Below are 21,632 nucleotides of genomic sequence, written 5' to 3' on the forward strand. Positions count from 1 at the left end.
ACTAAGCTGAGCGCATGACGACGTCCACGGCGCTTCTGACCGACCGTTACGAACTCACCATGCTCGCCGCCGCGTTGCGTGACGGGACCGCGTCCCGCCCGAGCGTGTTCGAGCTCTTCTCCCGTCGGCTCTCCGGAGGACGCCGCTTCGGCGTGGTGGCCGGCACCGGACGCCTGCTCACGCTGCTCCGCGAATTCCGCTTCGAAGACGACGAGCTGCGCTTCCTGCGCGACAACGATGTCGTCGATGCCGATTCACTCACGTACCTCGAGAACTACCGATTCACGGGCTCCATCCGCGGCTACCGCGAGGGAGAGCTGTACTTCCCCGGTTCCCCCATCCTGACCGTCGAGGGCTCGTTCGCCGACGCCGTCGTGCTCGAGACGCTCGCACTCAGCGTCCTCAACCACGATTCGGCGGTCGCCACGGCGGCATCCCGCATGAGCATCGCGGCCGGCGAGCGACCGCTCGCCGAGATGGGATCCCGTCGCGCCGCCGAGCAGTCCGCCGTCGCCGCAGCCCGCGCCGCCTACATCGCCGGCTTCCGTGCGACCAGCAACCTCGAAGCGGGCCGCCGATGGGGCATCCCGACCATGGGCACGGCCGCGCACTCGTGGACGCTTCTGCACGAGACCGAGGAGGAGGCCTTCCGCTCGCAGATCGACAGCCTCGGGACGGACACGACCCTGCTCGTCGACACCTACGACATCCGCGCGGGAGTCGAGACGGCCATCCGCGTCGCCGGCACCGGCCTCGGCGGCGTGCGCATCGACTCCGGCGACCTGCCGATCGTCGCTGCCGAGGTGCGTGCTCAGCTCGACGATCTCGGCGCGACGGACACGCGGATCACGGTCACGAGCGACCTCGACGAGTACGCGATCGCCGCGCTGGCGGCGTCGCCCGTCGACGCATACGGCGTCGGCACCTCGGTCGTCACGGGATCCGGTTATCCCACGGCGAGCATGGTCTACAAGCTCGTCGCCCGTCAGGATCCGACCGGGGCGTGGATCGGCGTGGCGAAGGCATCGACCGACAAGGCATCTCACGGCGGACGCAAGGCGGCCTTCCGCACCCTCGTCGACGGTGTGGCGACCACCGAGACCGTGGTCGTCTCCGACGGGTTCGAACACCTCGACACCCCGGCGGAGCATCCGGACGGACGCGCCCTGCAGACGACCTTCGTCGAGGCCGGAGAGATCGACACCGCCTACGAAGGACCGGAAGGCACGGCGTCGGCGCGAGCGCATCACCTGCGCGTGCGAGAGGAGCTTCCGGTCCGAGCACTCGCCCTGAGCAAGTCGGACCCGGCGATCCCGACGGTGTTCATCGACGCGGACTGATCCGCGGCTGAGCCTGTGCGGCTCAGCTGATCATCGACTCGTAGATCTCCTTGCAGGTGGGGCAGATCGGGAACTTCTCCGGATCGCGACCCGGAGTCCACTTCTTGCCGCACAGCGCACGCACCGGCTTGCCGGTGATCGCGGACTCGAGGATCTTGTCTTTCTTGACGTAGTGCGAGAAGCGCTCGTGGTCACCCGGTTCGAGGTTCTCCTCCCGGAGGAGCTCTTCCAGTTCGCGATCAAGCGTTGCCACGCCGCCCTGATCGGGGCTGTCCAGCGGAGTACTCATGCCGAGAGTCTAGCCGTGCACGGCCCGGGGTGGGCGGGTGTCACGCGGTCTCGACGAACTCCATCAGGCGCTCCCCCTCGCGCTCGAAGATCCGCCCTCCGACGGTCACTCCGATGGCGAGCATGACCACGCCGGTCGCGAGCCCCGCCCAGAAGGTCGCCGGGGCGAACCGCGACCCCTCGAGCATCGTGAGCACGAGCAGCCAGATCGCCGGGATGCTCACGACGATGGCACCGAGGAACGCCGCCGCCGGGCCGTATGCACCACGCGAGGTCGGTCGCTGAGGCTGCTGGAACGGGCTGTCGCCCGGTCGGGAGACGGCATAGGGGGCGATCACCGAGACGATGCTCGAGAATCCGAGAGCCGACAGCAGCAGGCTGGCGCCGACACCGGTGAGCGGAAGCAGCAGACGCCAGTCGTCGATCCAGAGCAGGGTGAGCGGCACCGCGATCGCGAGCACCGGGAGCGCCACGAGGATCACCGGCACCAGTCGCCCCAGACGATCGGGGATGCCGCGCACACCGCTGGCCACATGGGTCCACAGCGCGGTCGAGTCGTAGGCGACGTCGTTGTGCGGCAGCCATCCGAAGAACAGCGCCATGACGGGGACCGGCACGAGCGCTGCGATCTCGAGCGGCACACCCGCGACGAGGAGCGGGAGCACCGTGAGCACTCCGGCGACCGGGACGACGATGAGGTTCATGATGTAGCGACGGTCACGCAGCCAGTACACGAGGCTGCGCGCCGCGATCGCCCCGAACGCGTTCGAGGGCAGCAGACCGAACCAGCCGAGTCCGGATCGTTCCCGAGATGCGACCGGACGCTCGGTGGTGGTGAGCAGACGACGCACGAGCCACGTCCACAGCACCCAGAGACCCGCTGCGGTCGCGAACGCCACGATGCCGCTGATCCAGGCACCCGAGGAATCGTCCGTCGCGAACGAGAAGAGGAACCGCGATGATGCCGCGAAGGGGGTGAATCCGACGGCCGCCGTGAGAGTCGCGACCGCGGCGGGGACATGCCCATCCCACTTGAGGGACGCCAGGAAGACCGCGACCGGGAAGGCGATCACGACCACTGCCAGGGCGAAGAGCGCGGTGAGTTCACGCGAGCGACGTTCGGGCAGCACGAGCGCGTTCACTGCCATCCCGATCCGTGCCGAGAGGATCGTCGACACGAGACTCACCACGCTCATCAGGACCGCGAGAGGCCAAGGCGCGCCCAGCCGGATCGCGACGATGCAGACGCTGATGTTGACGGCGAGGAGCGCCAGGCTCGGGACGCTGATGAACGACGCGAGGGCGAGGATCCACGGCATCTGCCGTTCGTCGACCCCGAACACCGCGAACCGTCGCGGATCGAGTTGGTCGACGGCGCCCACGAGGATGGGACCGACGAGAAAGCCCAGGAGGAGCGCCGCGCTGCCGAGCACGATGACCGTGCGCGCGACGGCGACGGGTGCGTCGTCGAGACTCAGGACTGCGGCGCAGACGACAGCAGTGAGGACGACGATGACGGCGAGCATGACCAGCGTCCGCACCCGACGTTCGCCGCGGAGCGATCCGATCAGGAGCGCCGCCCTCAGTCGGAGAACGTGTGCAGCCACTCGAGCCCCTCCACCTCGCCGATACCGCCGGACAGCTCGACGAATCGTGCCTCGAGCGTCTGCCCTGCACGCACCTCGTCGATCGTGCCCTCGGCCAGCACGTCTCCGCCGACGATGATCGCGACGCGCGAGCAGACGCGCTCGACGAGATCCATGCCGTGGCTGGAGAGGATGACCGTTCCACCGTGCGCGACGTATGCACGCAGGATGTCGAGGATCACGGCCGAAGAAACAGGGTCGACCGCTTCGAAGGGCTCGTCGAGCACCAGGACCCGCGGCGAGTGGATCATCGCACCCGCGAGCATGATCTTCTTGGTCATGCCGGCCGAGTAGTCGGAGACGACGCGGTTGAGCGCCTCTCCGAGATCGAAGGCCCGCGCGAGGTCGCCCACGCGCTTCTCGATGACATCCGAGGCGAGGCCTCGGAGCAATCCGTAGTAGTAGAGGAGCTGGCGACCGGTGAGACGGTCGAAGGTGCGGAGCCGGTCGGGCAGCACTCCCATCATCCGCTTCGCCGCGAGCGGCTTCGCCTTCTGGTCGATGCCGCAGATCACGACGTCGCCCTCGTCGGCGCGCAGGAGCCCGGCGACGATCGACAGGGTCGTCGTCTTGCCCGCCCCGTTGGGGCCGACGATTCCGTAAAACGAGCCCGCGGGCACAGTGAGGTCGATGCCGTTGACCGCGGTGTGGTCACCGAAGCTCTTCACAAGACCACGGATGCGGATCGCCTCGGCCGCGGATGCCGCGTCGACACCGCTGACCGCCTCTTCCGTCGCATCGGCGTCCGAGACGGCGCCGTCTGCGTCGTCTGCCGGGCTCGCCGTGGCCGGCGCGTCATCCGCGCTGGTGTCGTCGGTCTTCACCACCTCTGCCGTGGCGTCGTCGACCGCAGAGTCCTCATCGAGCGGAACGCTCGTCGACTCAGCGGCGACCTCGACGATCTGGGGTTCCGCCGAGGACGAAGCCTCCTCGCTCTCGACAGCGGGCCGGGCGACCGTCTCCTCCGAAGCATCCGCTGTCGCCGGCGACGTCGCCTCCTCGACGGAGGGAGCCCCGGGTGCCGCAGCGGCGACCGTGGCTTCCGCCTGGGCGGTCTCGGCTTCCGCCTCCGCGGCCTTCGCTGCTTCCGCCTCGGCCGCAGCGGCCTTGGCCGCGGCCGCCTTGGCTGCGGCAGTCTTCGCCGCGGCACTCTTCGCGGCCGCCGTCTTGGCAGAAGCCGTCTTCGCTGCAGAGGTGCGGGCGGTGGACTTCGCTGCCGCGCTCTTCTCTGCGGCGGCCTTCGCCGCCACCGTCTTCGCGGCGGTGGTCTTCGCGGCGGTGGTCTTCGCAGCGGTGGTCTTGGCGCCGGTCGTCTTCGCAGCGGCAGGCCTCGCCGCCGTGGTCTTGGCGGCCGTCGTCTTCGCAGCCGTGGAGCGTGCGGCGGCCGTCTTCGCTCCGGTGGTGCGCGTCGTCGCCGGGCGGGCCGAGTTCTTGGCGGCTGCCGTGCGCGCGGTGGCAGAGGTGGTCTTCTTCGTCGCGGTGGACCGCGGGCCAGAACCGGAGGGTGCGCGATCGATCTTCAGTGCAGGCTCAGCCACCACCTCGATCGTCGCGGCGGCTTTGTCGGCCGCCGACTTCGCCGGCGCGCGCGTGCTCGCCGCCTTCTTGACGGGCGTCTTCCGAGCCGGCGTCTTCTTCACGGTCGGGGGCGCGGCATCAGCCACCTGATCGGTGCGGTCGTCGGGGGAAGCAGTCACCGTCCTACGGTATCAACGGGCGCCCCTTTTCTTCGGGTCACCGCAACAATTGGCCGCGCGAAACACGGATAGGGCCGATCATCGCGCGGATCTGGACGAATCTGAGTGTTGGGTGTGTACTGGATCACGAATCGGCAACGGAGGCCGCAACCCCCGGGGGTTCCCAGCCTCGATCGCTAGCATGACTCTCGGCACGACGAAGTGTCTGGTCGGTGAACCGACCGTGAACACATACTTCCTTTAGGAGCACTCGTGACTCTTCAGACCGTCATCCTCGCCGCAGGCATGGGCTCACGCCTCGGCCGCGCGCTGCCGAAGCCGCTCACCGAGCTGAGCGACGGCCGCACGATCATGCGTCAGCAGCACGACAACATCCGCGCGGCCTTCGGGTCGGACGCCCGCATCACCGCCGTCGTCGGCTACCGCGCCGAGACGATCATCGACGCCTTCCCGAACGTCAACTACGTGCACAACGAGCGCTACGACGAGACCAACACGTCGAAGAGCCTGCTGCGTGCACTCGGCGCCACCGGCAAGTCCGGCGTGCTGTGGATGAACGGCGACGTCGTCTTCGACCCGATGATCCTGGGCCGCGCCGCCGCCTACATCGAGCGCGACCAGTCGTTCGTCACCGTGAACACATCCAAGGTGAGCGACGAAGAGGTGAAGTACACGGTCACGGCCGAGGGCTTCATCAACGAGCTCTCCAAGACCGTCAAGGGCGGTCTCGGCGAGGCGGTCGGCATCAACTACATCTCCGCCGCGAACAAGAAGGCGTTCATGCGCCAGCTGCAGCGCGTCGAGGACCAGGACTACTTCGAGCGTGGCCTCGAGCTCGCGATCGCCGAAGACGGCCTTCTGCTCGAGCCGATGGACGTGTCGGACCTCTACGCGGTCGAGGTCGACTTCGCCGAAGACCTCGAGCGGGCGAACCTGTTCGTCTGATCGTCTCGCACGAAAGCCCGGCCCCGTCAAGGGAGCCGGGCTTTCGGCATTTTCGCGGTCTGGGTTCCTAGGATCGATCCATGGGCCCCAAGGTGCACAAGATCCACTCCCTTCCCGACGACTCTCCGTGGGACAGAGGCGTGCCGCCTGTGGGCTCCACGGAGCATCCGTTCATGGTGCGGGGCCTCGATCGCGTCCTCTCGATCCAGCGCCCGCTCGTCCTCGCGCACATCCGGAGCATCCGACTGCGCAACCCCCACGCCTCGCCCGAGCAGATCATCCGCATCCTCGAGCGCCGCTACCTCGCTGCCGTGACGACGGGTGGCGCCGCCGTCGGAGCGACGGCGGTCGTCCCGGGGATAGGCACCGGAATCACGCTCGCGCTGTCCGGCGTGGAGACCGTCGGGTTCGTCGAGTCCACAGCACTGTTCGCGCAGTCCGTTGCCGAAGTGCACGGCATCGCGGTCTCGAACCCCGACAGGGCCAGAGCGTTGGTCATGACGCTGATGCTCGGCAAAGAGGGCGTGGCCCTCGTCGGTCAACTCGCCGGCGAGGCGACAGGCAAGGGCGGGACGCGTTCGTCGTACTGGGGCGAGATGGTCACGAAGTCGCTCCCCCGTGCAGCGGTCGGGCCGCTGGTCGATCGACTCAAGAGCATGTTCGTGAAGCAGTTCGCCGCCAAGGGCGGAGCCTCGTTCATCGGCAAGGCGCTGCCGTTCGGTGTCGGCGCCGCCGTGGGCGGGGCGGGCAACCACATCCTCGGACGCCGCGTGCTCACGACCTCGCACCGCGCGTTCGGGGCGGCTCCGATGGACCTGCCCCTCGACCTCGAGCCGGTCGACGGCGCGGAGAAGCTCGAACTCCGGATGCTGCACGGCGCGCAGTTCGTCGGCGGGGCTGTGGCCGGCGCCGCCGGCTCGGCCGCACGCGGCGTCGGCTGGGCAGGTCGGAGGATCGCCTCGGTCGGACGCGGCCGCAAGGACGCCGCCGCGATCGAGACGCACGGAACTCATGACCTGCCGGGAGAGCTGGGCTCGGATCCGTCGGGATCGCGCCGCGACTGAGTGCGCGGCGACCTCCGCGGAGCGCGCAGTCTGCGGACAGCCACCAAAGGATCGGGCGACCCGTTGTGGCGAGCATCCAACGGAGCGGGCCGAGCCGACGATAGGGTGGAATCCGTGACGGACAAGCCCGAACTCTCGACCACCGCCGGCAGAATCGCAGACCTCCGCGCTCGCTACAACGAAGCCGTTGTCGACGCTGAGAAGATCGCGCACGACAAGCAGCACGCCAAGGGCAAGATGACCGCCCGCGAGCGCATCGAACTGCTCGTCGATCCCGGAAGCTTCGTCGAGTTCGACGAATACGTGCGCCACCGCAGCACCGCCTTCGGGATGGATCGGAACCGCCCGTACGGCGACTCGGTCGTGACGGGCGTCGGCACGATCCACGGTCGCACCGTCGCCGTCTACTCGCAGGACTTCACCACCTTCGGGGGATCGCTCGGCGAGGTCTCCGGCGACAAGATCATCAAGATCATGGAGTTCGCCCTCTCCGGCGGCATGCCGATCATCGGCATCCTCGACTCGGGCGGCGCCCGGATCCAGGAGGGCGTGCTCGCCCTCAGCAAGTACGGCGAGATCTTCCGACTGAACACCCGCTCGTCGGGTGTCATCCCGCAGATCTCGATCATCATGGGTCCTGCCGCCGGCGGCGCCGTCTACGGACCGGCTCTGACCGACTTCGTCATCATGGTCGACAAGACCAGCCAGATGTTCGTCACCGGCCCCGACGTCATCAAGACGGTCACGGGTGAGGACGTCGGCATGGAGGAGCTCGGTGGTGCGCTCACGCACAACACCCGCTCGGGCGTCGCGCACTACCTCGCCCAGGACGAGGACGACGCGATCGACTACGCTCGCACGCTGCTCGGCTTCCTCCCCGACAACAACATGGCCGAGATCCCCGGCTACGAGAGCGGCTTCGAGTGGGAGACCACGGATGCCGATCGCTCGCTGAACACGATCATCCCGGACTCCCCCAACCAGCCGTACGACATCCACACGGTGATCGAGCACGTCGTCGATGCCGGGGACTTCATCGAGGTCCAGCCGCTCTTCGCCCCGAACATCGTGATCGGCTTCGGTCGCGTCGAGGGCCGGTCCGTCGGGATCATCGCCAACCAGCCGTCGCAGATGGCCGGCACCCTGAACATCGAGGCGGGCGAGAAGGCGAGCCGGTTCGTGCGCTTCTGCGACGCGTTCTCGATCCCGATCGTCACCCTCGTCGATGTGCCCGGGTACCTCCCCGGCACCGACCAGGAGTGGACCGGCGTGATCCGCCGCGGCGCCAAGCTCATCTACGCGTACGCCGAGGCGACGGTGCCGCTCGTCACGGTCATCCTGCGCAAGGCCTACGGCGGCGCCTACATCGTCATGGGCTCGAAGCAGCTCGGCGCCGACGTGAACCTCGCCTGGCCCACCGCCGAGATCGCGGTCATGGGCGGCCAGGGTGCGGTCAACATCCTGTACCGCGGCGAGATCAAGCGCGCCGAAGAGGCCGGTGAAGACGTCGCCGCCGTGCGCACGCGCCTCGCGAACGAGTACACGTACAGCGTGACCTCGCCGTTCCTCGCCGCGGAGCGCGGCGAGATCGACGGCATCATCGAGCCCGCGAACACCCGCGTCTCGATCGCCAAGGCACTCCGCGCCTTGCGCGGCAAGCGCGCCGAACTGCCGCCGAAGAAGCACGGGAACATCCCCCTGTGAGCGCGCAGGACGCACCCACGACGTCGGCGGACGCAGAGCGACCCCCGACGATCGAGATCACGCGCGGCTCCGCCACAGAGGAGGAGCTCGCCGCGCTCATCGCGGTGGTCAGCGACGCATACGCGCAGGAGACTGCGGATGCCGTGGCCGACGAACCCCGCGTCTCTGCGTGGACGCGGACGCAGCGTCCCCTCCGGAGACCGCTGCGGAGAGATATCCCGTGGGGACGCTTCTCGGGCTGAGCCCAGGCGGCTGACGGGCCTGCGAGGCCCGGAGCCCCCCAGCTCCCGGGCCACGCAGACGGTCTCCCCCCGGTCGATGCGGGACGGTGGTCCCGATCATCGGATCACCCCAGTCGGCGCATCCCCTCGATAGTACATCGAGTGGAGATATTGCCGCCGACCCCCAACCGATATACCGGTATTCAGATTGACGAGGCGTTCAGTCCTCGAGGTAGAGATCCGATGCCCGAGGCGTCAGCACCGCATCGAGCACGACGCACGCGGCACCCACAGCGCCCACGTCGTCTCCGACCACGGTCCCCTCGACCGGCAGCGCCCGCACGGCGCGCGTCGCGCTCAGCCGGTGGAGGGGTGCGGGAATCTCCTCGAGATACACAGCGGCCAGGCGGCCCCAGAACGGCCCGCCGAGAACGACACGATCGACGTCGAGGACGTTCGTCAGCGCCGCGATGAGGACCGTGACGTGTCCTGCTGCGCGACGCAGCACTCCGAGCGCGGGGGCCTCCCCCGCCGCGGCACGCTCGCACAGCTGGGTGAATCTGGCATCGACGGCACGCTCGTCGCTGGCCTCACGATCATCCTCGAAGACGCCGGCCGCCTCGGCCTGCTCGACGATGGCCTGAGGGGTGCACACCACCTCGACGCATCCCCGCATCCCGCAGAGGCACCGGGGGCCGTCCGGGTCCACGATGATGTGTCCGATCTCGCCGAAGTTGTGCGAGCTTCCCGCGATGACGCCACCCTCGCGGACCACCGACGCGCCGAGCCCTGTTCCGAGATAGATGAACAGGAACGACCCCTCCGTCATCGTCTTGCTCGTCCAGAGCTCCCCGACGGCGGCGGCCGTCGTGTCCTTCTCGAGCGTGACCTCGAAGCCCGTGGCCTCCGCCAGCACCGAGCGCAGCGGCACGCGATGCCACCCGTGCAGCTTCGGCGGGTCGATCACGGTGCCCTTCTCGGCGTCGAGCGGACCGGGAGCCGCGACCCCGATGCCCGAGACGAGCCCCCGCTCCACTCCGGCCTCGTCGATCAGGAGGTCGATCGTCTGCGCGACCGTCTCGACGATGCGTCGAGGGTCCTTGTCCGGCGTCCTGACCACGCGTCGATGGACGACCGCGCCCGACATGTCGAGCAGCACGAAGGTGATGACGGCAGGGTCGAGGTGCACGCCCACCGAGAAGCGGCTCTCCGCCACCAGCCGGAGCGTGACCCGCGGCTTGCCCGGCCCGTTGATCGTGCGCCCGCCTTCGGCGATGAAGCCCTCGTCCAGCAGGCGTCGAGTGATGTTCGTGATCGTCTGGGCCGAGAGGCCGGTCGCCTCGACCAGCTCGATCCGGCTGAGCCCGGCGTCCGAGCGGCGGATGGCCTCGAGGATCACCGACTGGTTGAAGTCACCCATTCGGGGGAGGTTGGTTCCTCGGCGCATTCCCATGCCCCATCTTCTCGCATACGCAGGTCCTCCGTGTCCCCCAAAATACCTACAGACAACGACTTGAATAACCATGAGACTGAGTAAGACGCTTCGCGTTCGGCTGGTCTCTCTGTCCCAGGGTAGACAGACGCAGACCGGCCACCAGCGGACGGTTTTCGGGTAACTGTTCCGCATGGCGAGGGGCAGGCGGATTCGCCGCCCCTCGCCCACTCTGTCTGACCTCGACTCTGACCTCCTCCCCCGGCCAGAGCCGAGGGCAGGGGCTTCATCCCTCTGCGGGCTCCCGGGGGATCTCGTGCCAGACGTCGACCGCGTCGTCATCGCTCGGTCCGCCGGAACCTCCACGACCGACCACCGTCACCGCGGTGACCGGATCCCGCGCCGCACGGATGATCCAGCGCTCGGCGACGCCGTCTCGGAGCACGCGTGCGAGCTCGTCGCGGATCACCGCCCGACGGGCCTCATCCACGTCTGCGAGCCCGCCCTCGTCGAACACCGTCACAGCCGCGCCCCGTCGCCGCGCATCCTCGATCGCATCCCGGACCGCGTCGTTCAGCAGGTCCGCACCCCGCAGTTCGTCACGGAGGCGCCCCTCAGCGAGGCGTGCGTGAAGCCGCTCCTCATCATCGAGCCCGCCGTGCGATGCGACGACTCGACTCAGCACCGGCCCCGCGACGGCAAGAGCGAACTGCGTGCGAAGACGCCGTTCCCTCTGCCGCACCTGCTGCGTCGCATGCCAGGCGGACACCGCCTGCTGGATGCCCGCGAGCCGCTCCGTGTCGCGCACGGCACGATCCCAGAACAGCACCAGGAGGTGGGCGACGGCGACCCACATGAGCGAGCCGACGAGGCCCAGCGACAGCGCCACCACCAGCCCGAGGAAGGCCGCGGACGCGACGACCAGGACGAGCACGATCAGCCAGCCGATCACGAATCGCCGGCGCACCACGCACACCACGCCCAGCAGCCCGAGCGCGCCGATGTACCAGGTCGCGAAGGGCGCTGTCAGCGTGACCGGATCGAGCGAGAGCGTGACGAGCACCGGGATCAGCACGCTCGACACGAGTGCGGCGAGGGCGACCCACAGAGGCATCCGCACCGACGATGCCGACTCCCACAGGATCGCCGCGTTCACGACGACGAGGTAGAGCGCGATCGCGGCGACCATCAGCAGGGGGCCGGTGGGCTGCTCGATCCACCAGACGCCTCTGGCGGCGAAGTACATCGCGAACCCCACGGCGAGCGAGGTCGCAACACTGCGTACGGTGCGGTTCACGGGCGCTCCCACCCCAGCGTCACCGTCGTGCCGCACTCGCTCGAATCGATCTCCGCCGTGCCCGCGACGCCCGCCATGCGCGCGAAGATCGATGCCTTGATACCCAGGCGATCGGCGCCGATCGTCTCGATGTCGAATCCGGGGCCGGCGTCGGAGATCGTGACGGTGATGCCCTCGTCGCCTCTGCCCTCGGCGATGATGTGCAGCCCCCGCCCGTTCGCGTGCGTCACGGAGTTGCCGAGGGCCTGGCGCGCCGCGAGCACGAGCGCGCGGGCCGCGCGCCCGGGGATCAGACCGATACCGCCCCGCTCCTCCACGATCGCATCCGCCCCGAGCTCGGACAGCGCCCGGCGGAGCTCGATCACGATCTGCGCGGCACCGACCGGCTCATCGCTGCCCTCTTCGGCCACGGCCGCTTCGGTGTTCGCGAGGCGGGTCAGCGCCTCACGCGCCATCCCCACGGCGAGGTCCTGCGCCCGTTCGCCCTCCGCTCGCTCCGCGGCGATGAGCGCGGCGAGGACACTGTCGTGCATGAGCGCCGACATCGCCGCGCGTTCCTCCTCCGCCGCAGCCGCCGCAGCCGCCGAGGCGTAGGAGGCGACAGCACGGGCGCGGGCCTCGTCGACACCGGAGGCGACCGAGCGGAACATCCAGCCCAGCGAGATGATCACGATGCCGAGGATCAGGGTGAACGACACGTCGAATGCCGTGGTCACCCAGAAGTCGCGCGAGAACGCCCCCTCGACGAGTCGGACGTAGCCGTACACGAAGGGGAGTCCCACGGCCCAGGCGAACTGCAGCCACAGGGGGAACGCGAGCATCGCCGCGACGACACCGACGTTGACGAGGAAGAAGATCCAGGGCTGGTTCGCGGCGTTGCCCACGGGGTCGACGAAGCTCGGCCAGGCGGCGAGCGCCACGACGTAGACGATCGCGAAGGCGCCGGAGGCGATGCGCACCCCTCGTCCGACGATGCACGCGATCAGCATCAGGACGAGCGGAATGAACACCGCCAGCAGCATCGCGATCCGCGCGGCATCCGACCACGACATCGTCGTGATGCCGGCGATCAGCGCCTGCGCGCCGAGGATCCCCGATCCGATCGCGACGACGGTCGCGAGGATCCGCTCCATCCGCTTGCCGGTGAAGCGCTCGAACTCGGTCTCCACGCCGCCCGGAGAGGGGATCCTGCTCCAGGCTTCACGGATGCTGAGCGGGTCAGCGGGCACTCGGGGCACCGTCGGCTTCGACGATGCCGTCCTCCATCGCACGGCGCAGCAGGTCGACCTTGGTCGGCGCGGGGCGCCCCACCTCGACGTACTTCACCCTGATCCGGGTGATGTTCTCCTTGGCGGTCGAATAGGCGACGCCGAGTCGCTCCGCCACGGCCTTCAGTGGCAGGCCCGCCGCATAGAGGCGCAGCACATCGCGCTCTCGGGACGACAACTGGGCGTCGGCGAAGTCGCGATCACCGTCGACCGCACTCGCCCACTCCACGTTGTTGAGCGCCTCGCCGTCGGCGACCGTGCGGATCGCGTCGAGCACGTCGTCGAGCGCCGAGGACTTGCTGACGACCCCGGCGGCTCCGGCGGCCAGAGCTTCGCGCACGGCAGCCGGTCGGTCTGCGACGCTGTGGATCACGACGCTCGCCCCGTCGGCGACGAGCGAACCGACGTTCTCGGTGACGGTCGTGCCGTCACCGAGCGTGAGATCGAGCACGACGACGTCGGCCGGCGGCGCGGACGTCGCAGATCGCCATTCGAGATAGGAGACGACAGTGCTGCCCGAGAACACCACCGTCTGCGCGCCGTCGCGAGCGCACGCGGCCTCGAGACCGAGACGGACGGATTCGTGATCGTCGATGAGTGCGACCCTGCTCATCCGTCCAGCCTAGTGATTCCCCCGGGCAGGAGATCGCCCGTCAGCGCGTGAGCAGCGCCACGACCTCGAAATGATGCGAGTGCGGGAACAGATCGAACCCGCGGAGGGTGCCCACGTTCCACCCGTGCTGGCGGAAGGTGCCGAGGTCGCGAGCGAGGGCCACCGGGTCGCACGCCACGTACGCGATCGCCTCAGGAGCGAGGGCGTGGAGCGCGTCGACGACAGCGCGCCCGGCACCGGCCCTGGGCGGATCCAGGACGACCGCCCCCGCGCTCACACCGGCGGGGATGCCTGCGAGGTAGCGGTCGACGCGCGCGGTGACCGCGCTGACGTCGAGCGGAGCGAGGTTCTGCCGGGCATGAGCCGTCGCGCGCCTGCTGGATTCCACCGTGACGATGTCGGTGCCGCCGAGGTCCGCGAGCGAGGCGGCGAAGAGCCCGACGCCTCCGTACAGATCGAAGTGCTTCTTCTCAGGGTCGACATGACCGTCGAGGATGCCGTAGACGGCCCCGTCGAGCACGGATGCGGCGCGCGGATGCACCTGCCAGAATCCACCGGCATCGACCTGGAAGCGTCGATCGCCCACCTGCTCGTAGACGACCTCGGGCGCGGGGCGTCGACCCTGCCCCCGTGCGGGGCGCTCATCGAGCCGCTCGCGTCGGATGACCCGCACCGAGCCGTCGCCGGGTTCGACCAGGTCCACACTGCCCGGCTCGCCGCCGGCGAGCGCGAGCGCGGCCCGGGCGATCGACGGACGCGCCAGAGGATGCGACTCGACCGGGATCACTCGGTGACTGCGCGCGGCATACGGGCCGACCCGGCCCTGGTCGTCGACATGCAGGGTGACCCTGGTCCGCCATCCGGTGCCGTCTGTGGAGTCGACCGCCTCGATCTCGGGGGCCTCGATTCCTGGCCCGGCGAACCGGTCGAGCGCCTCGGTCAGGACCTGACGCTTCAGCACCCGCTGGTGGGCGAGGTCGATGTGCCCGAGGTCCGCGCCTCCGGGGCGCTCTTCCGGTGCACGCGCGACGTCGGCCTCCGACCAGATGTGCGCCCGGCGGTGCGGCGACGCGTCGAGGACCTCGACGGTCTCCGCACGCCAGAAGCTCTTCGAGTCATCGGTCGAGTCCGCGGTCAGCCGCGCGCGCACGCGCTCACCCGGGATCGCATCGGAGACGAACACCACTCGTCCTTCGTGGCGGGCGATGAACGTACCGCCGTGCGCGATGCCGGTGATGTCCAGATCGAGCAGGGCTGGGGAGGAAGTCATCCTTCGAGGATACGGTGGTGCACATGCGCGTCTGCCTCGCCTCCACCTCGCCCGCCCGTCTGATGCTGCTGCGACAGGCGGGAATCGAACCGCTCACACAGTCACCGGACGTGGATGAGGATGCCGTGGCCGCCGCCGCCGCGGCAGAACGCGGGGCCGAGCTCGCTCCCGCCGAGCTGGTGCTTCTGCTGGCCAGGGCGAAGGCGGCGGCCGTCGCACACGACCTCGCGGCGGCCGGCGAGTTCGACGGGATCGTGATCGGCGGAGACTCCATGTTCGAGATCGGCGGCCGGGTCTACGGAAAGCCGTACACGCCGGAGGAGGCGACGCGCCGCTGGCACGAGATGCGCGGCGCCACCGGCATCCTGCACTCCGGCCACTCCGTCTTGCGGGTGTCCCCGGGTGTCGACCCCGTGGAGGCCACTGCGACCGCCGAAGCATCGGTGACGTTCGCCGCAGACATCACGGATGCCGAGATCGCCGCCTACGTCGCATCGGGCGAGCCCCTGCATGTCGCGGGCGCTTTCACGGTCGACAGCCTGGGCGGAGCCTTCATCACCCGTGTCGACGGCGACCCGTCGACCGTCGTGGGCATGTCGCTGTCGACCGTCCGTCGTCTGACAACGGATCTCGGCGTCGCGTGGACCGACCTCTGGTCGTAGGGTCTCGTCGACGTTTCTCCCTCTTTCTTGTGGAGAGTCGTCAAAGGGATCGACAGCCTTCTCGCTAGGCTGGCAAGCATGCCTGATATCGCCAAGGTGCTCATCGCCAACCGCGGCGAGATCGCCGTACGCATCATCCGTGCCGCTCGTGACTCGGGGATCGCCTCGGTCGCCGTGTACGCCGACCAGGATCGCGACGCTCTGCACACCCGCCTCGCCGACGAGGCCTTCGCCCTCGGCGGAGCCACGAGCGCCGAGACCTACCTGCAGATCGAGAAGATCCTCTCGATCGCCCGACGCGCCGGCGCAGACGCCGTGCACCCCGGGTACGGCTTCCTCGCTGAGAACGCCGAGTTCGCGCGTGCCGTCATCGGCGCGGGCATGACCTGGATCGGCCCCTCGCCTGACGCCATCGAGGCGCTCGGCGACAAGGTCACGGCCCGTCACGTGGCCGAGAAGGTGGGCGCCCCGCTCGCCCCCGGCACCCCCGGCCCGGTCGCCGGAGCAGACGAGGTCATCGCTTTCGCGGAGGAGTTCGGTCTGCCGATCGCGATCAAGGCCGCATACGGCGGCGGCGGACGCGGCCTGAAGGTCGCCCGCGAGATCGACGAGGTCGCCGAGCTGTTCGAGTCCGCGACCCGCGAGGCCGTCGCCGCCTTCGGCCGCGGCGAGTGCTTCGTCGAGAAGTACCTCGACAAGCCGCGCCACGTCGAGACCCAGTGCCTGGCGGATGCCGCGGGCAACGTCGTCGTCATCTCGACGCGCGACTGCTCGCTGCAGCGTCGCCATCAGAAGCTCGTCGAGGAGGCACCGGCGCCGTTCCTCACGGACGAGCAGAACGACCTGCTGTACTCGGCATCCAAGGCCATCCTCAAGGAGGTCGGCTACGTCGGTGCGGGTACCTGCGAGTTCCTGATCGGCGCCGACGGCACCGTGTCGTTCCTCGAGGTCAACACCCGCCTGCAGGTCGAGCACCCCGTCTCCGAAGAGGTCACCGGCATCGACCTGGTGCGCGAGCAGTTCCGCATCGCGGCCGGCGGCACCATCGACTACGACGACCCGAAGCCGACCGGCCACTCGATCGAGTTCCGCATCAACGGTGAGGACCCGGGTCGCGGATTCCTCCCCCAGCCCGGACCCATCCACGTCTTCAAGACGTTCGGCGGCCCCGGCATCCGTCTCGACTCCGGTGTCACCGCCGGCGACTCCGTGTCGGGTGCATTCGACTCGCTGCTCGCGAAGATCATCGTCACGGGCAAGGACCGTGCCGAGGCGCTCGAGCGCTCACGCCGTGCTCTCGACGAGTTCGAGGTCGCAGGTCTCCCCACGGTGATCCCGTTCCACCGCAAGGTCGTGAACGACCCGGCCTTCACCGCCGAGAACGGCGAGTTCGGCGTCTTCACCCGTTGGATCGAGACCGAGTTCGTGAACGACATCCCCGCGTGGGACGGCGAGCTCGAGTCGCCCGCCGCGGCCGAGAACCGCCACACCGTGGTCGTCGAGGTGGCAGGCAAGCGCCTCGAGGTCAGCCTCCCCGACCGCGTCGCCGTCGCCGCAGGAACCGCGGGACGACCGGCTGCCGTGCCGCCGTCCCGTCGCAGCCATGCGACGTCCGTCAGCGCCGGCGCGTCCGGCGACGCGGTGAAGTCGCCCATGCAGGCGACCGTCGTCAAGGTCGCCGTCGAAGAGGGGCAGCAGGTCGTCAAGGGCGACCTCGTCGTCGTCCTCGAGGCGATGAAGATGGAACAGCCGCTGCAGGCGCACAAGGACGGCGTCGTGGGCAACATCAGCGCCGAGGCCGGGGCGACCGTGTCGGCCGGGCACCCGCTGCTCACGATCAGCTGACACCTGTCCTCAGACGAGAAGAGGCGCCCCGCTCATGCGGGGCGCCTCTTCTCGTGCAGCCGGTGGATCAGGAGATCTTCGCGTTGACCAGGTGCATCGCGCGGCTGGCATCCGTGATGCTGCTCGACAGCGACGGGTACGCCGCGAACACACGCGACACCTGATCGACGGTGAGGCGCCGCTCTACCGCGACGGCGATCGGGTAGATCAGCTCGGATGCCTTCGGTCCGACGATCACGCCGCCGATCACGGTGCCCGAGCCCTTGCGGGCGATCAGCTTCACGAATCCGTCCTTGATGCCCATCATCTTCGCGCGCGGGTTCGCCGCGAGCGGCAGCTTGTAGACGAGCCCGTCGGCGACGCCGTCCTCGACGTCCTTCTCGGAGTAGCCGACCGTGGCGATCTCGGGAGCGGTGAAGATGTTCGAGGTGATCTTGATCAGCTCGAGCGGGATCACGATGTCGCCCAGCGCGTGGAACACGGCCGTGCGGCCCTGCATCGACGCGACGGAGGCCAGCGGGAAGAAGTTCGTGCAGTCGCCGACCGCGTAGACGTTCGGCACCGAGGTGCGAGCCACGCGGTTGACGCGGACGTGACCGCTCTCGTCGAGTTCGACTCCCGCATCCTCGAGGCCGATGCCCGCGGTGTTGGGGATCGATCCGACGGCCATGAGGCAGTGGCTGCCGTCGACGGTACGCCCGTCGGACAGGGTCGCCGTCACGCCGTCCTTCGTGACCTCGACCTTCTCGGCTCGGGCCTTGGAGAGCACCGTCATGCCGCCGCGCTTGAAGACCTTCTCGAGCACGCGCGCGGCATCCTGGTCCTCGCCGGGAAGCACCTGGTCGCGGCTGGACACCAGAGTGACCTTGGCGCCGAGGTTCATGTAGGCGGAGGCGAACTCGGCACCGGTCACGCCGGACCCGACGACGATGAGGTGCTCGGGGAGCGCCTTCATGTCGTACAGCTGCGTCCACGTGAGGATGCGCTTGCCGTCGGGCTTCGCCGAGTCCAGCTCACGCGGCGACGCGCCGACCGCGACGATGATCGTGTCGGCCTCGATGCGGTCGAAGTCCGTACCGCCGTGACCGGTCGAGACGATGATCGCGTTCGGCCCCTCGAGGCGTCCGTGTCCGGACAGGATGCGCACGCCGGCTTCGAGCAGCGCGGAGCGCATGTCCTCGGACTGCTGACCGGCGAGGGCGATGAGTCGCTTGTTGACGGCGGCGAGGTTGATGGCGATCTCGGGCTTCAGCGGCTTGCCGTGCTCGCCCTTCGCGTAGAACTGCACACCCAGGTCGGATGCCTCCGAGATCGCGATGGCCGCATCGGCCGTGGCGATCAGGCTCTTCGAGGGCACGACGTCGGTGAGGACCGCGGCGCCGCCGACGCCCACGCGCTCGACCAGGGTCACCTCGGCTCCGAGCTGGGCGGCGGCGAGTGCCGCCTCGTAGCCGCCGGGACCGCCGCCGAGCACGGCGACGCGCTGAGTGCGCTCAAAAGGGGTGGAAGACATGATCTCCATTCTTCCGCAATCCTGGCCCCCGAGCCTGCACCTTCCTAGAGTGGATCCATGTCCGAAACACACAGCAACCCCCTCGACGACCCGAATGCGAACCCGTTCGAGGTCGCAGCCGACGCAGCCGCCGACATCGCGCGCCTGACCGGAGTCGAGAAGCACGACATCGCCCTCACCCTCGGCAGCGGCTGGGGCAAGGCCGCCGACATCATCGGCGAGACCACAGCGACCATCCCCGCCACCGAGGTCACCGGATTCTCGAAGCCCGCTCTCGAGGGCCATGTCGGGACCCTCCGCAGCATCCGCACCCCCGACGGCAAGAACGTGCTCGTCATCGGGGCCCGCACCCACTACTACGAGGGCCACGGCGTCCGCCGTGTCGTGCACTCGGTCCGCACCGCCGCGGCCACGGGGGCGAAGATCATGGTCCTCACCAACGGCGCCGGCGGTGTCCGCGAGACGTGGACACCCGGTCAGCCTGTGCTCATCAGCGACCACATCAACCTCACGGCCGACTCCCCGCTCGAGGGCGCGACCTTCATCGACCTGACGGACCTCTACGCGAAGCGCCTGCGCGACATCGCGCGCAGCGTCGACCCCACCCTCGACGAGGGTGTCTACACGCAGTTCCGCGGCCCGCACTACGAGACACCGGCCGAGGTGCAGATGGCAAAGCGCATCGGCGGCGACATCGTGGGCATGTCGACCGCGCTCGAGGCGATCGCCGCCCGCGAGGCCGGCATGGAGATCCTGGGCTTCTCGCTCATCACGAACCTCGCCGCCGGCATCCAGAAGACGCCGCTCAGCCACGCCGAGGTCATCGAGGCCGGCCGCGAGGCGGAGCCGGTGATCTCGGCTCTGCTCGCCCGCGTGGTCGAGGCACTGTGAGCGACGAGCGCCTCGCACAGGCACGCGCCTGGATGAGGCAGGACCCCGACCACGAGACCCGCGACGAGCTCGCCGCGGTCATCACCCGCGCGGCGGACGGCGACGAGGCGGCTATCGCGGATCTCGACGACCGCTTCAGCACCCGACTGGCCTTCGGCACCGCCGGCCTCCGCGGCGCGCTGGGGGCCGGCAGCAATCGCATGAACCGCGTGCTCGTCGCCCAGGCGGCGGCGGGCTTCGCGTCGTACCTGCGCGAACGTGCGAACGGCGGCACGCCGACCGTCATCATCGGGTACGACGGGCGCCGCAACTCGCGGGTGTTCGCCACCGACTCGGCCGAGCTGTTCGCCGGCGCCGGCCTTCGGGCGATCCTGCTCCCCCGCCTTCTGCCCACACCGGTGCTCGCCTTCGCGGTGCGGCACCTCGGTGCGGATGCCGGCGTCATGGTCACCGCCTCGCACAACCCGCCGAACGACAACGGCTACAAGGTGTACCTCGGTGGCGCGGATCAGGGTTCGCAGATCGTCGCACCCGCGGATGCCGCGATCGCGGCGCACATCCAGCGGATCGCCGACGCGGATGACATCACTGTGCTGCCCCGATCCACCGACTACGAGACGGCCGGAGAAGACGTCGTCGACGCGTACGTCGCGGCGACCGCCGCCGTCGCTGCCGCCCCCGCATCCTCCGCGGACATCCGATGGGTGTACACGGCGATGCACGGGGTCGGCTGGGAGACGCTCTCAAAGATCGTCCGGGCCGCGGGGTATCCGCAGCCGATGGTCGTCGGGGAGCAGCTGAAGCCCGACGCGACGTTCCGCACGGTGTCATTCCCGAACCCCGAGGAGCCGGGGGCGATGGACCTCTCGTTCGCCCGCGCCCGACGAGTGCAGGCGGACTTCATCCTCGCGAACGACCCTGATGCCGACCGCCTCGCCGTGGCGATCCCCGATGCTTCGTCGGAGAACGGCTGGCGCCGGCTCACAGGCAACGAGGTCGGGCTCCTGCTCGGCGCCCGCGCCGCGCGCGCGGCCGAGGGCACACCCGGTGCATCACTGGCGTGCTCGATGGTCTCCTCTCCCGGTCTGGGCGCGGTCGCCGCGCACCACGGCCTGGACTTCCACGAGACGCTCACGGGCTTCAAGTGGATCTCGCGGGCTCCGGGCATCGTGTTCGGATTCGAGGAGGCCCTCGGCTACCTCGTGAACCCCGAGACCGTGCGCGACAAGGACGGCATCTCGGCCGCGGTCGCGATCCTCGGGCTCGCGGCCGACGCCCATGAGCAGGGCAAGTCTCTCGCGGATCTTCTGAGCGAGCTCGGTGACACGTACGGGCATTTCGCCAGCGGTCAGGTGTCGGTGCGCGTCGACGATCTCTCGGTGATCGGCGCCGTGATGCTGTCTCTGCGCACGCTGCCGCCGTCGCAGTTCGGCGGACACGCCATCGCCTCGGCGGAGGACCTGCTGCATGCCGCGGCGGGACAGCCGTCCGGGGATGTGCTGCGCTACCGCCTGACCGACGGATCCCGGATCATCGTCCGCCCCAGCGGCACCGAGCCCAAGCTCAAGGTCTACATCGACGCGAAGGCCGAATCGGCTGCACGCGCCGCCGAGATCGTGCACGAGCTCGAGGCCGCCGTGCGGACCCTCCTGGAAGAACGCTCGTAGATCGCATGCCGAGAAGACACGTCGTCATCAGCGCGCACAACGGGGTGCACGCGCGCCCCGTCGCCGAGCTGGTGCGCGTCGTTCAAGCGCACCCGCATGCGGTGACCCTGCGCACGTCGTCGGGCGCGGTCGTGGACCTCAGCAGCGTTCTCGCGCTGATGGACCTCGCACTCGCGCCCGGCGACGCCGTGGTGCTCGAGACCAGGGAGTCGCAGGATGCGGATGCCGTGCTCGACACGCTGGCCGGAGTGCTCGACCCGCGGGCCTGA

At 69.2% G+C, this 21,632-nt stretch carries 19 protein-coding genes; 10 read left to right on the forward strand and 9 right to left on the reverse strand.

The window, feature by feature from the left end:
- The first annotated feature begins 14 nt into the window (after positions 1-14).
- Positions 15-1,340: a nicotinate phosphoribosyltransferase gene (locus tag JOF42_RS14275; RefSeq protein ID WP_210098436.1), complete on the forward strand. Its 1,326-nt coding sequence runs from the start codon at positions 15-17 to the stop codon at positions 1,338-1,340.
- 22 nt (positions 1,341-1,362) lie between these two features.
- Here the strand turns inward: JOF42_RS14275 and JOF42_RS14280 are convergent, their stop codons facing one another.
- Genes JOF42_RS14280 through JOF42_RS14290 form a run of 3 tightly spaced genes read right to left on the reverse strand, consistent with a single transcriptional unit; the run spans position 1,363 to position 4,971 of the window.
- Positions 1,363-1,629 carry a DUF3039 domain-containing protein gene (locus JOF42_RS14280; RefSeq protein ID WP_046013003.1) on the reverse strand — a complete coding sequence of 89 codons (267 nt, stop codon included), beginning with the start codon at positions 1,627-1,629 and terminating at the stop codon, positions 1,363-1,365.
- 40 nt (positions 1,630-1,669) lie between these two features.
- Positions 1,670-3,235, reverse strand: coding sequence for a hypothetical protein (locus tag JOF42_RS14285; protein WP_210098437.1), 1,566 nt, complete (start codon positions 3,233-3,235; stop codon positions 1,670-1,672).
- The gene (locus JOF42_RS14290) at positions 3,211-4,971 is read right to left on the reverse strand and encodes an ABC transporter ATP-binding protein (protein WP_307803613.1); all 1,761 of its coding nucleotides are present in this window, start codon (positions 4,969-4,971) and stop codon (positions 3,211-3,213) included. The genes JOF42_RS14285 and JOF42_RS14290 overlap by 25 nt, the downstream gene beginning before the upstream one ends.
- A gap of 252 nt (positions 4,972-5,223) precedes the next feature.
- On the opposite strand from JOF42_RS14290, the gene JOF42_RS14295 reads away from it, so the two are divergent.
- From JOF42_RS14295 to JOF42_RS14310, 4 genes are all read left to right on the forward strand, one after another.
- A complete protein-coding gene (locus JOF42_RS14295; RefSeq protein ID WP_210098438.1) occupies positions 5,224-5,916 on the forward strand; it encodes a phosphocholine cytidylyltransferase family protein in 693 nt (230 codons plus the stop codon).
- Positions 5,917-5,996: 80 nt separating this feature from the next.
- Positions 5,997-6,980 carry a hypothetical protein gene (locus JOF42_RS14300; protein WP_245340814.1) on the forward strand — a complete coding sequence of 328 codons (984 nt, stop codon included), beginning with the start codon at positions 5,997-5,999 and terminating at the stop codon, positions 6,978-6,980.
- Between the two features lie 114 nt (positions 6,981-7,094).
- Positions 7,095-8,684 (forward strand): acyl-CoA carboxylase subunit beta, encoded by a 1,590-nt coding sequence (locus JOF42_RS14305; protein WP_372443560.1) that lies wholly within the window; start codon positions 7,095-7,097, stop codon positions 8,682-8,684.
- The gene (locus JOF42_RS14310) at positions 8,681-8,926 is read left to right on the forward strand and encodes an acyl-CoA carboxylase subunit epsilon (RefSeq protein WP_210098440.1); all 246 of its coding nucleotides are present in this window, start codon (positions 8,681-8,683) and stop codon (positions 8,924-8,926) included. Before JOF42_RS14305 ends, JOF42_RS14310 begins: the two co-directional genes overlap by 4 nt.
- Positions 8,927-9,125: 199 nt before the next feature.
- On the opposite strand, the gene JOF42_RS14315 is transcribed toward JOF42_RS14310, so the two are convergent.
- The 5 genes from JOF42_RS14315 to JOF42_RS14335 form a co-directional block, all read right to left on the reverse strand.
- Positions 9,126-10,325, reverse strand: a complete 1,200-nt coding sequence (locus JOF42_RS14315; protein ID WP_210098441.1) for an ROK family transcriptional regulator — start codon at positions 10,323-10,325, stop codon at positions 9,126-9,128.
- A gap of 298 nt (positions 10,326-10,623) precedes the next feature.
- Positions 10,624-11,634 carry a hypothetical protein gene (locus JOF42_RS14320; RefSeq protein WP_210098442.1) on the reverse strand — a complete coding sequence of 337 codons (1,011 nt, stop codon included), beginning with the start codon at positions 11,632-11,634 and terminating at the stop codon, positions 10,624-10,626.
- Positions 11,631-12,863, reverse strand: coding sequence for a sensor histidine kinase (locus tag JOF42_RS14325; protein ID WP_210098443.1), 1,233 nt, complete (start codon positions 12,861-12,863; stop codon positions 11,631-11,633). The genes JOF42_RS14320 and JOF42_RS14325 overlap by 4 nt, the downstream gene beginning before the upstream one ends.
- The gene (locus JOF42_RS14330; RefSeq protein ID WP_210098444.1) at positions 12,853-13,515 is read right to left on the reverse strand and encodes a response regulator transcription factor; all 663 of its coding nucleotides are present in this window, start codon (positions 13,513-13,515) and stop codon (positions 12,853-12,855) included. Before JOF42_RS14330 ends, JOF42_RS14325 begins: the two co-directional genes overlap by 11 nt.
- Positions 13,516-13,555: 40 nt before the next feature.
- Entirely contained in the window at positions 13,556-14,785 is a 1,230-nt protein-coding gene (locus tag JOF42_RS14335; protein ID WP_210098445.1) for a class I SAM-dependent RNA methyltransferase, read from the reverse strand.
- A 23-nt stretch (positions 14,786-14,808) separates the two neighbouring features.
- Between JOF42_RS14335 and JOF42_RS14340 the strand changes: the two genes are divergently transcribed.
- Together JOF42_RS14340 and JOF42_RS14345 are read left to right on the forward strand one after the other, a co-directional pair.
- Positions 14,809-15,447, forward strand: a complete 639-nt coding sequence (locus JOF42_RS14340; RefSeq protein WP_210099220.1) for a Maf family protein — start codon at positions 14,809-14,811, stop codon at positions 15,445-15,447.
- A gap of 78 nt (positions 15,448-15,525) precedes the next feature.
- The gene (locus JOF42_RS14345) at positions 15,526-17,292 is read left to right on the forward strand and encodes an acetyl/propionyl/methylcrotonyl-CoA carboxylase subunit alpha (protein WP_210098446.1); all 1,767 of its coding nucleotides are present in this window, start codon (positions 15,526-15,528) and stop codon (positions 17,290-17,292) included.
- A 67-nt stretch (positions 17,293-17,359) separates the two neighbouring features.
- On the opposite strand, the gene JOF42_RS14350 is transcribed toward JOF42_RS14345, so the two are convergent.
- Positions 17,360-18,814, reverse strand: a complete 1,455-nt coding sequence (locus JOF42_RS14350) for an NAD(P)H-quinone dehydrogenase (protein ID WP_194285947.1) — start codon at positions 18,812-18,814, stop codon at positions 17,360-17,362.
- 48 nt (positions 18,815-18,862) lie between these two features.
- Between JOF42_RS14350 and JOF42_RS14355 the strand changes: the two genes are divergently transcribed.
- The 3 genes from JOF42_RS14355 to JOF42_RS14365 are packed head-to-tail and all read left to right on the forward strand — an operon-like array spanning position 18,863 to position 21,632.
- Positions 18,863-19,696 carry a purine-nucleoside phosphorylase gene (locus JOF42_RS14355; RefSeq protein WP_210098447.1) on the forward strand — a complete coding sequence of 278 codons (834 nt, stop codon included), beginning with the start codon at positions 18,863-18,865 and terminating at the stop codon, positions 19,694-19,696.
- Positions 19,693-21,363 carry a phospho-sugar mutase gene (locus JOF42_RS14360; protein WP_210098448.1) on the forward strand — a complete coding sequence of 557 codons (1,671 nt, stop codon included), beginning with the start codon at positions 19,693-19,695 and terminating at the stop codon, positions 21,361-21,363. Before JOF42_RS14355 ends, JOF42_RS14360 begins: the two co-directional genes overlap by 4 nt.
- Before the next feature lie 5 nt (positions 21,364-21,368).
- Positions 21,369-21,632: an HPr family phosphocarrier protein gene (locus JOF42_RS14365; RefSeq protein WP_210098449.1), complete on the forward strand. Its 264-nt coding sequence runs from the start codon at positions 21,369-21,371 to the stop codon at positions 21,630-21,632.

This window comes from Microbacterium phyllosphaerae (genome assembly GCF_017876435.1).
Classification (GTDB): Bacteria; Actinomycetota; Actinomycetes; order Actinomycetales; family Microbacteriaceae; genus Microbacterium; species Microbacterium phyllosphaerae.

Bases quoted from the DNA above. Each gene is read 5' to 3' on its own strand.
- JOF42_RS14335 (WP_210098445.1), bottom strand. From the start codon at position 14,785: ATGACTTCCTCCCCAGCCCTGCTCGATCTGGACATCACCGGCATCGCG.
- JOF42_RS14345 (WP_210098446.1), top strand. From the start codon at position 15,526: ATGCCTGATATCGCCAAGGTGCTCATCGCCAACCGCGGCGAGATCGCC.
- JOF42_RS14300 (WP_245340814.1), top strand. From the start codon at position 5,997: ATGGGCCCCAAGGTGCACAAGATCCACTCCCTTCCCGACGACTCTCCG.
- JOF42_RS14280 (WP_046013003.1), bottom strand. From the start codon at position 1,629: ATGAGTACTCCGCTGGACAGCCCCGATCAGGGCGGCGTGGCAACGCTT.
- JOF42_RS14355 (WP_210098447.1), top strand. From the start codon at position 18,863: ATGTCCGAAACACACAGCAACCCCCTCGACGACCCGAATGCGAACCCG.
- JOF42_RS14350 (WP_194285947.1), bottom strand. From the start codon at position 18,814: ATGGAGATCATGTCTTCCACCCCTTTTGAGCGCACTCAGCGCGTCGCC.
- JOF42_RS14330 (WP_210098444.1), bottom strand. From the start codon at position 13,515: ATGAGCAGGGTCGCACTCATCGACGATCACGAATCCGTCCGTCTCGGT.
- JOF42_RS14365 (WP_210098449.1), top strand. From the start codon at position 21,369: ATGCCGAGAAGACACGTCGTCATCAGCGCGCACAACGGGGTGCACGCG.
- JOF42_RS14275 (WP_210098436.1), top strand. From the start codon at position 15: ATGACGACGTCCACGGCGCTTCTGACCGACCGTTACGAACTCACCATG.
- JOF42_RS14340 (WP_210099220.1), top strand. From the start codon at position 14,809: ATGCGCGTCTGCCTCGCCTCCACCTCGCCCGCCCGTCTGATGCTGCTG.
- JOF42_RS14315 (WP_210098441.1), bottom strand. From the start codon at position 10,325: ATGGGTGACTTCAACCAGTCGGTGATCCTCGAGGCCATCCGCCGCTCG.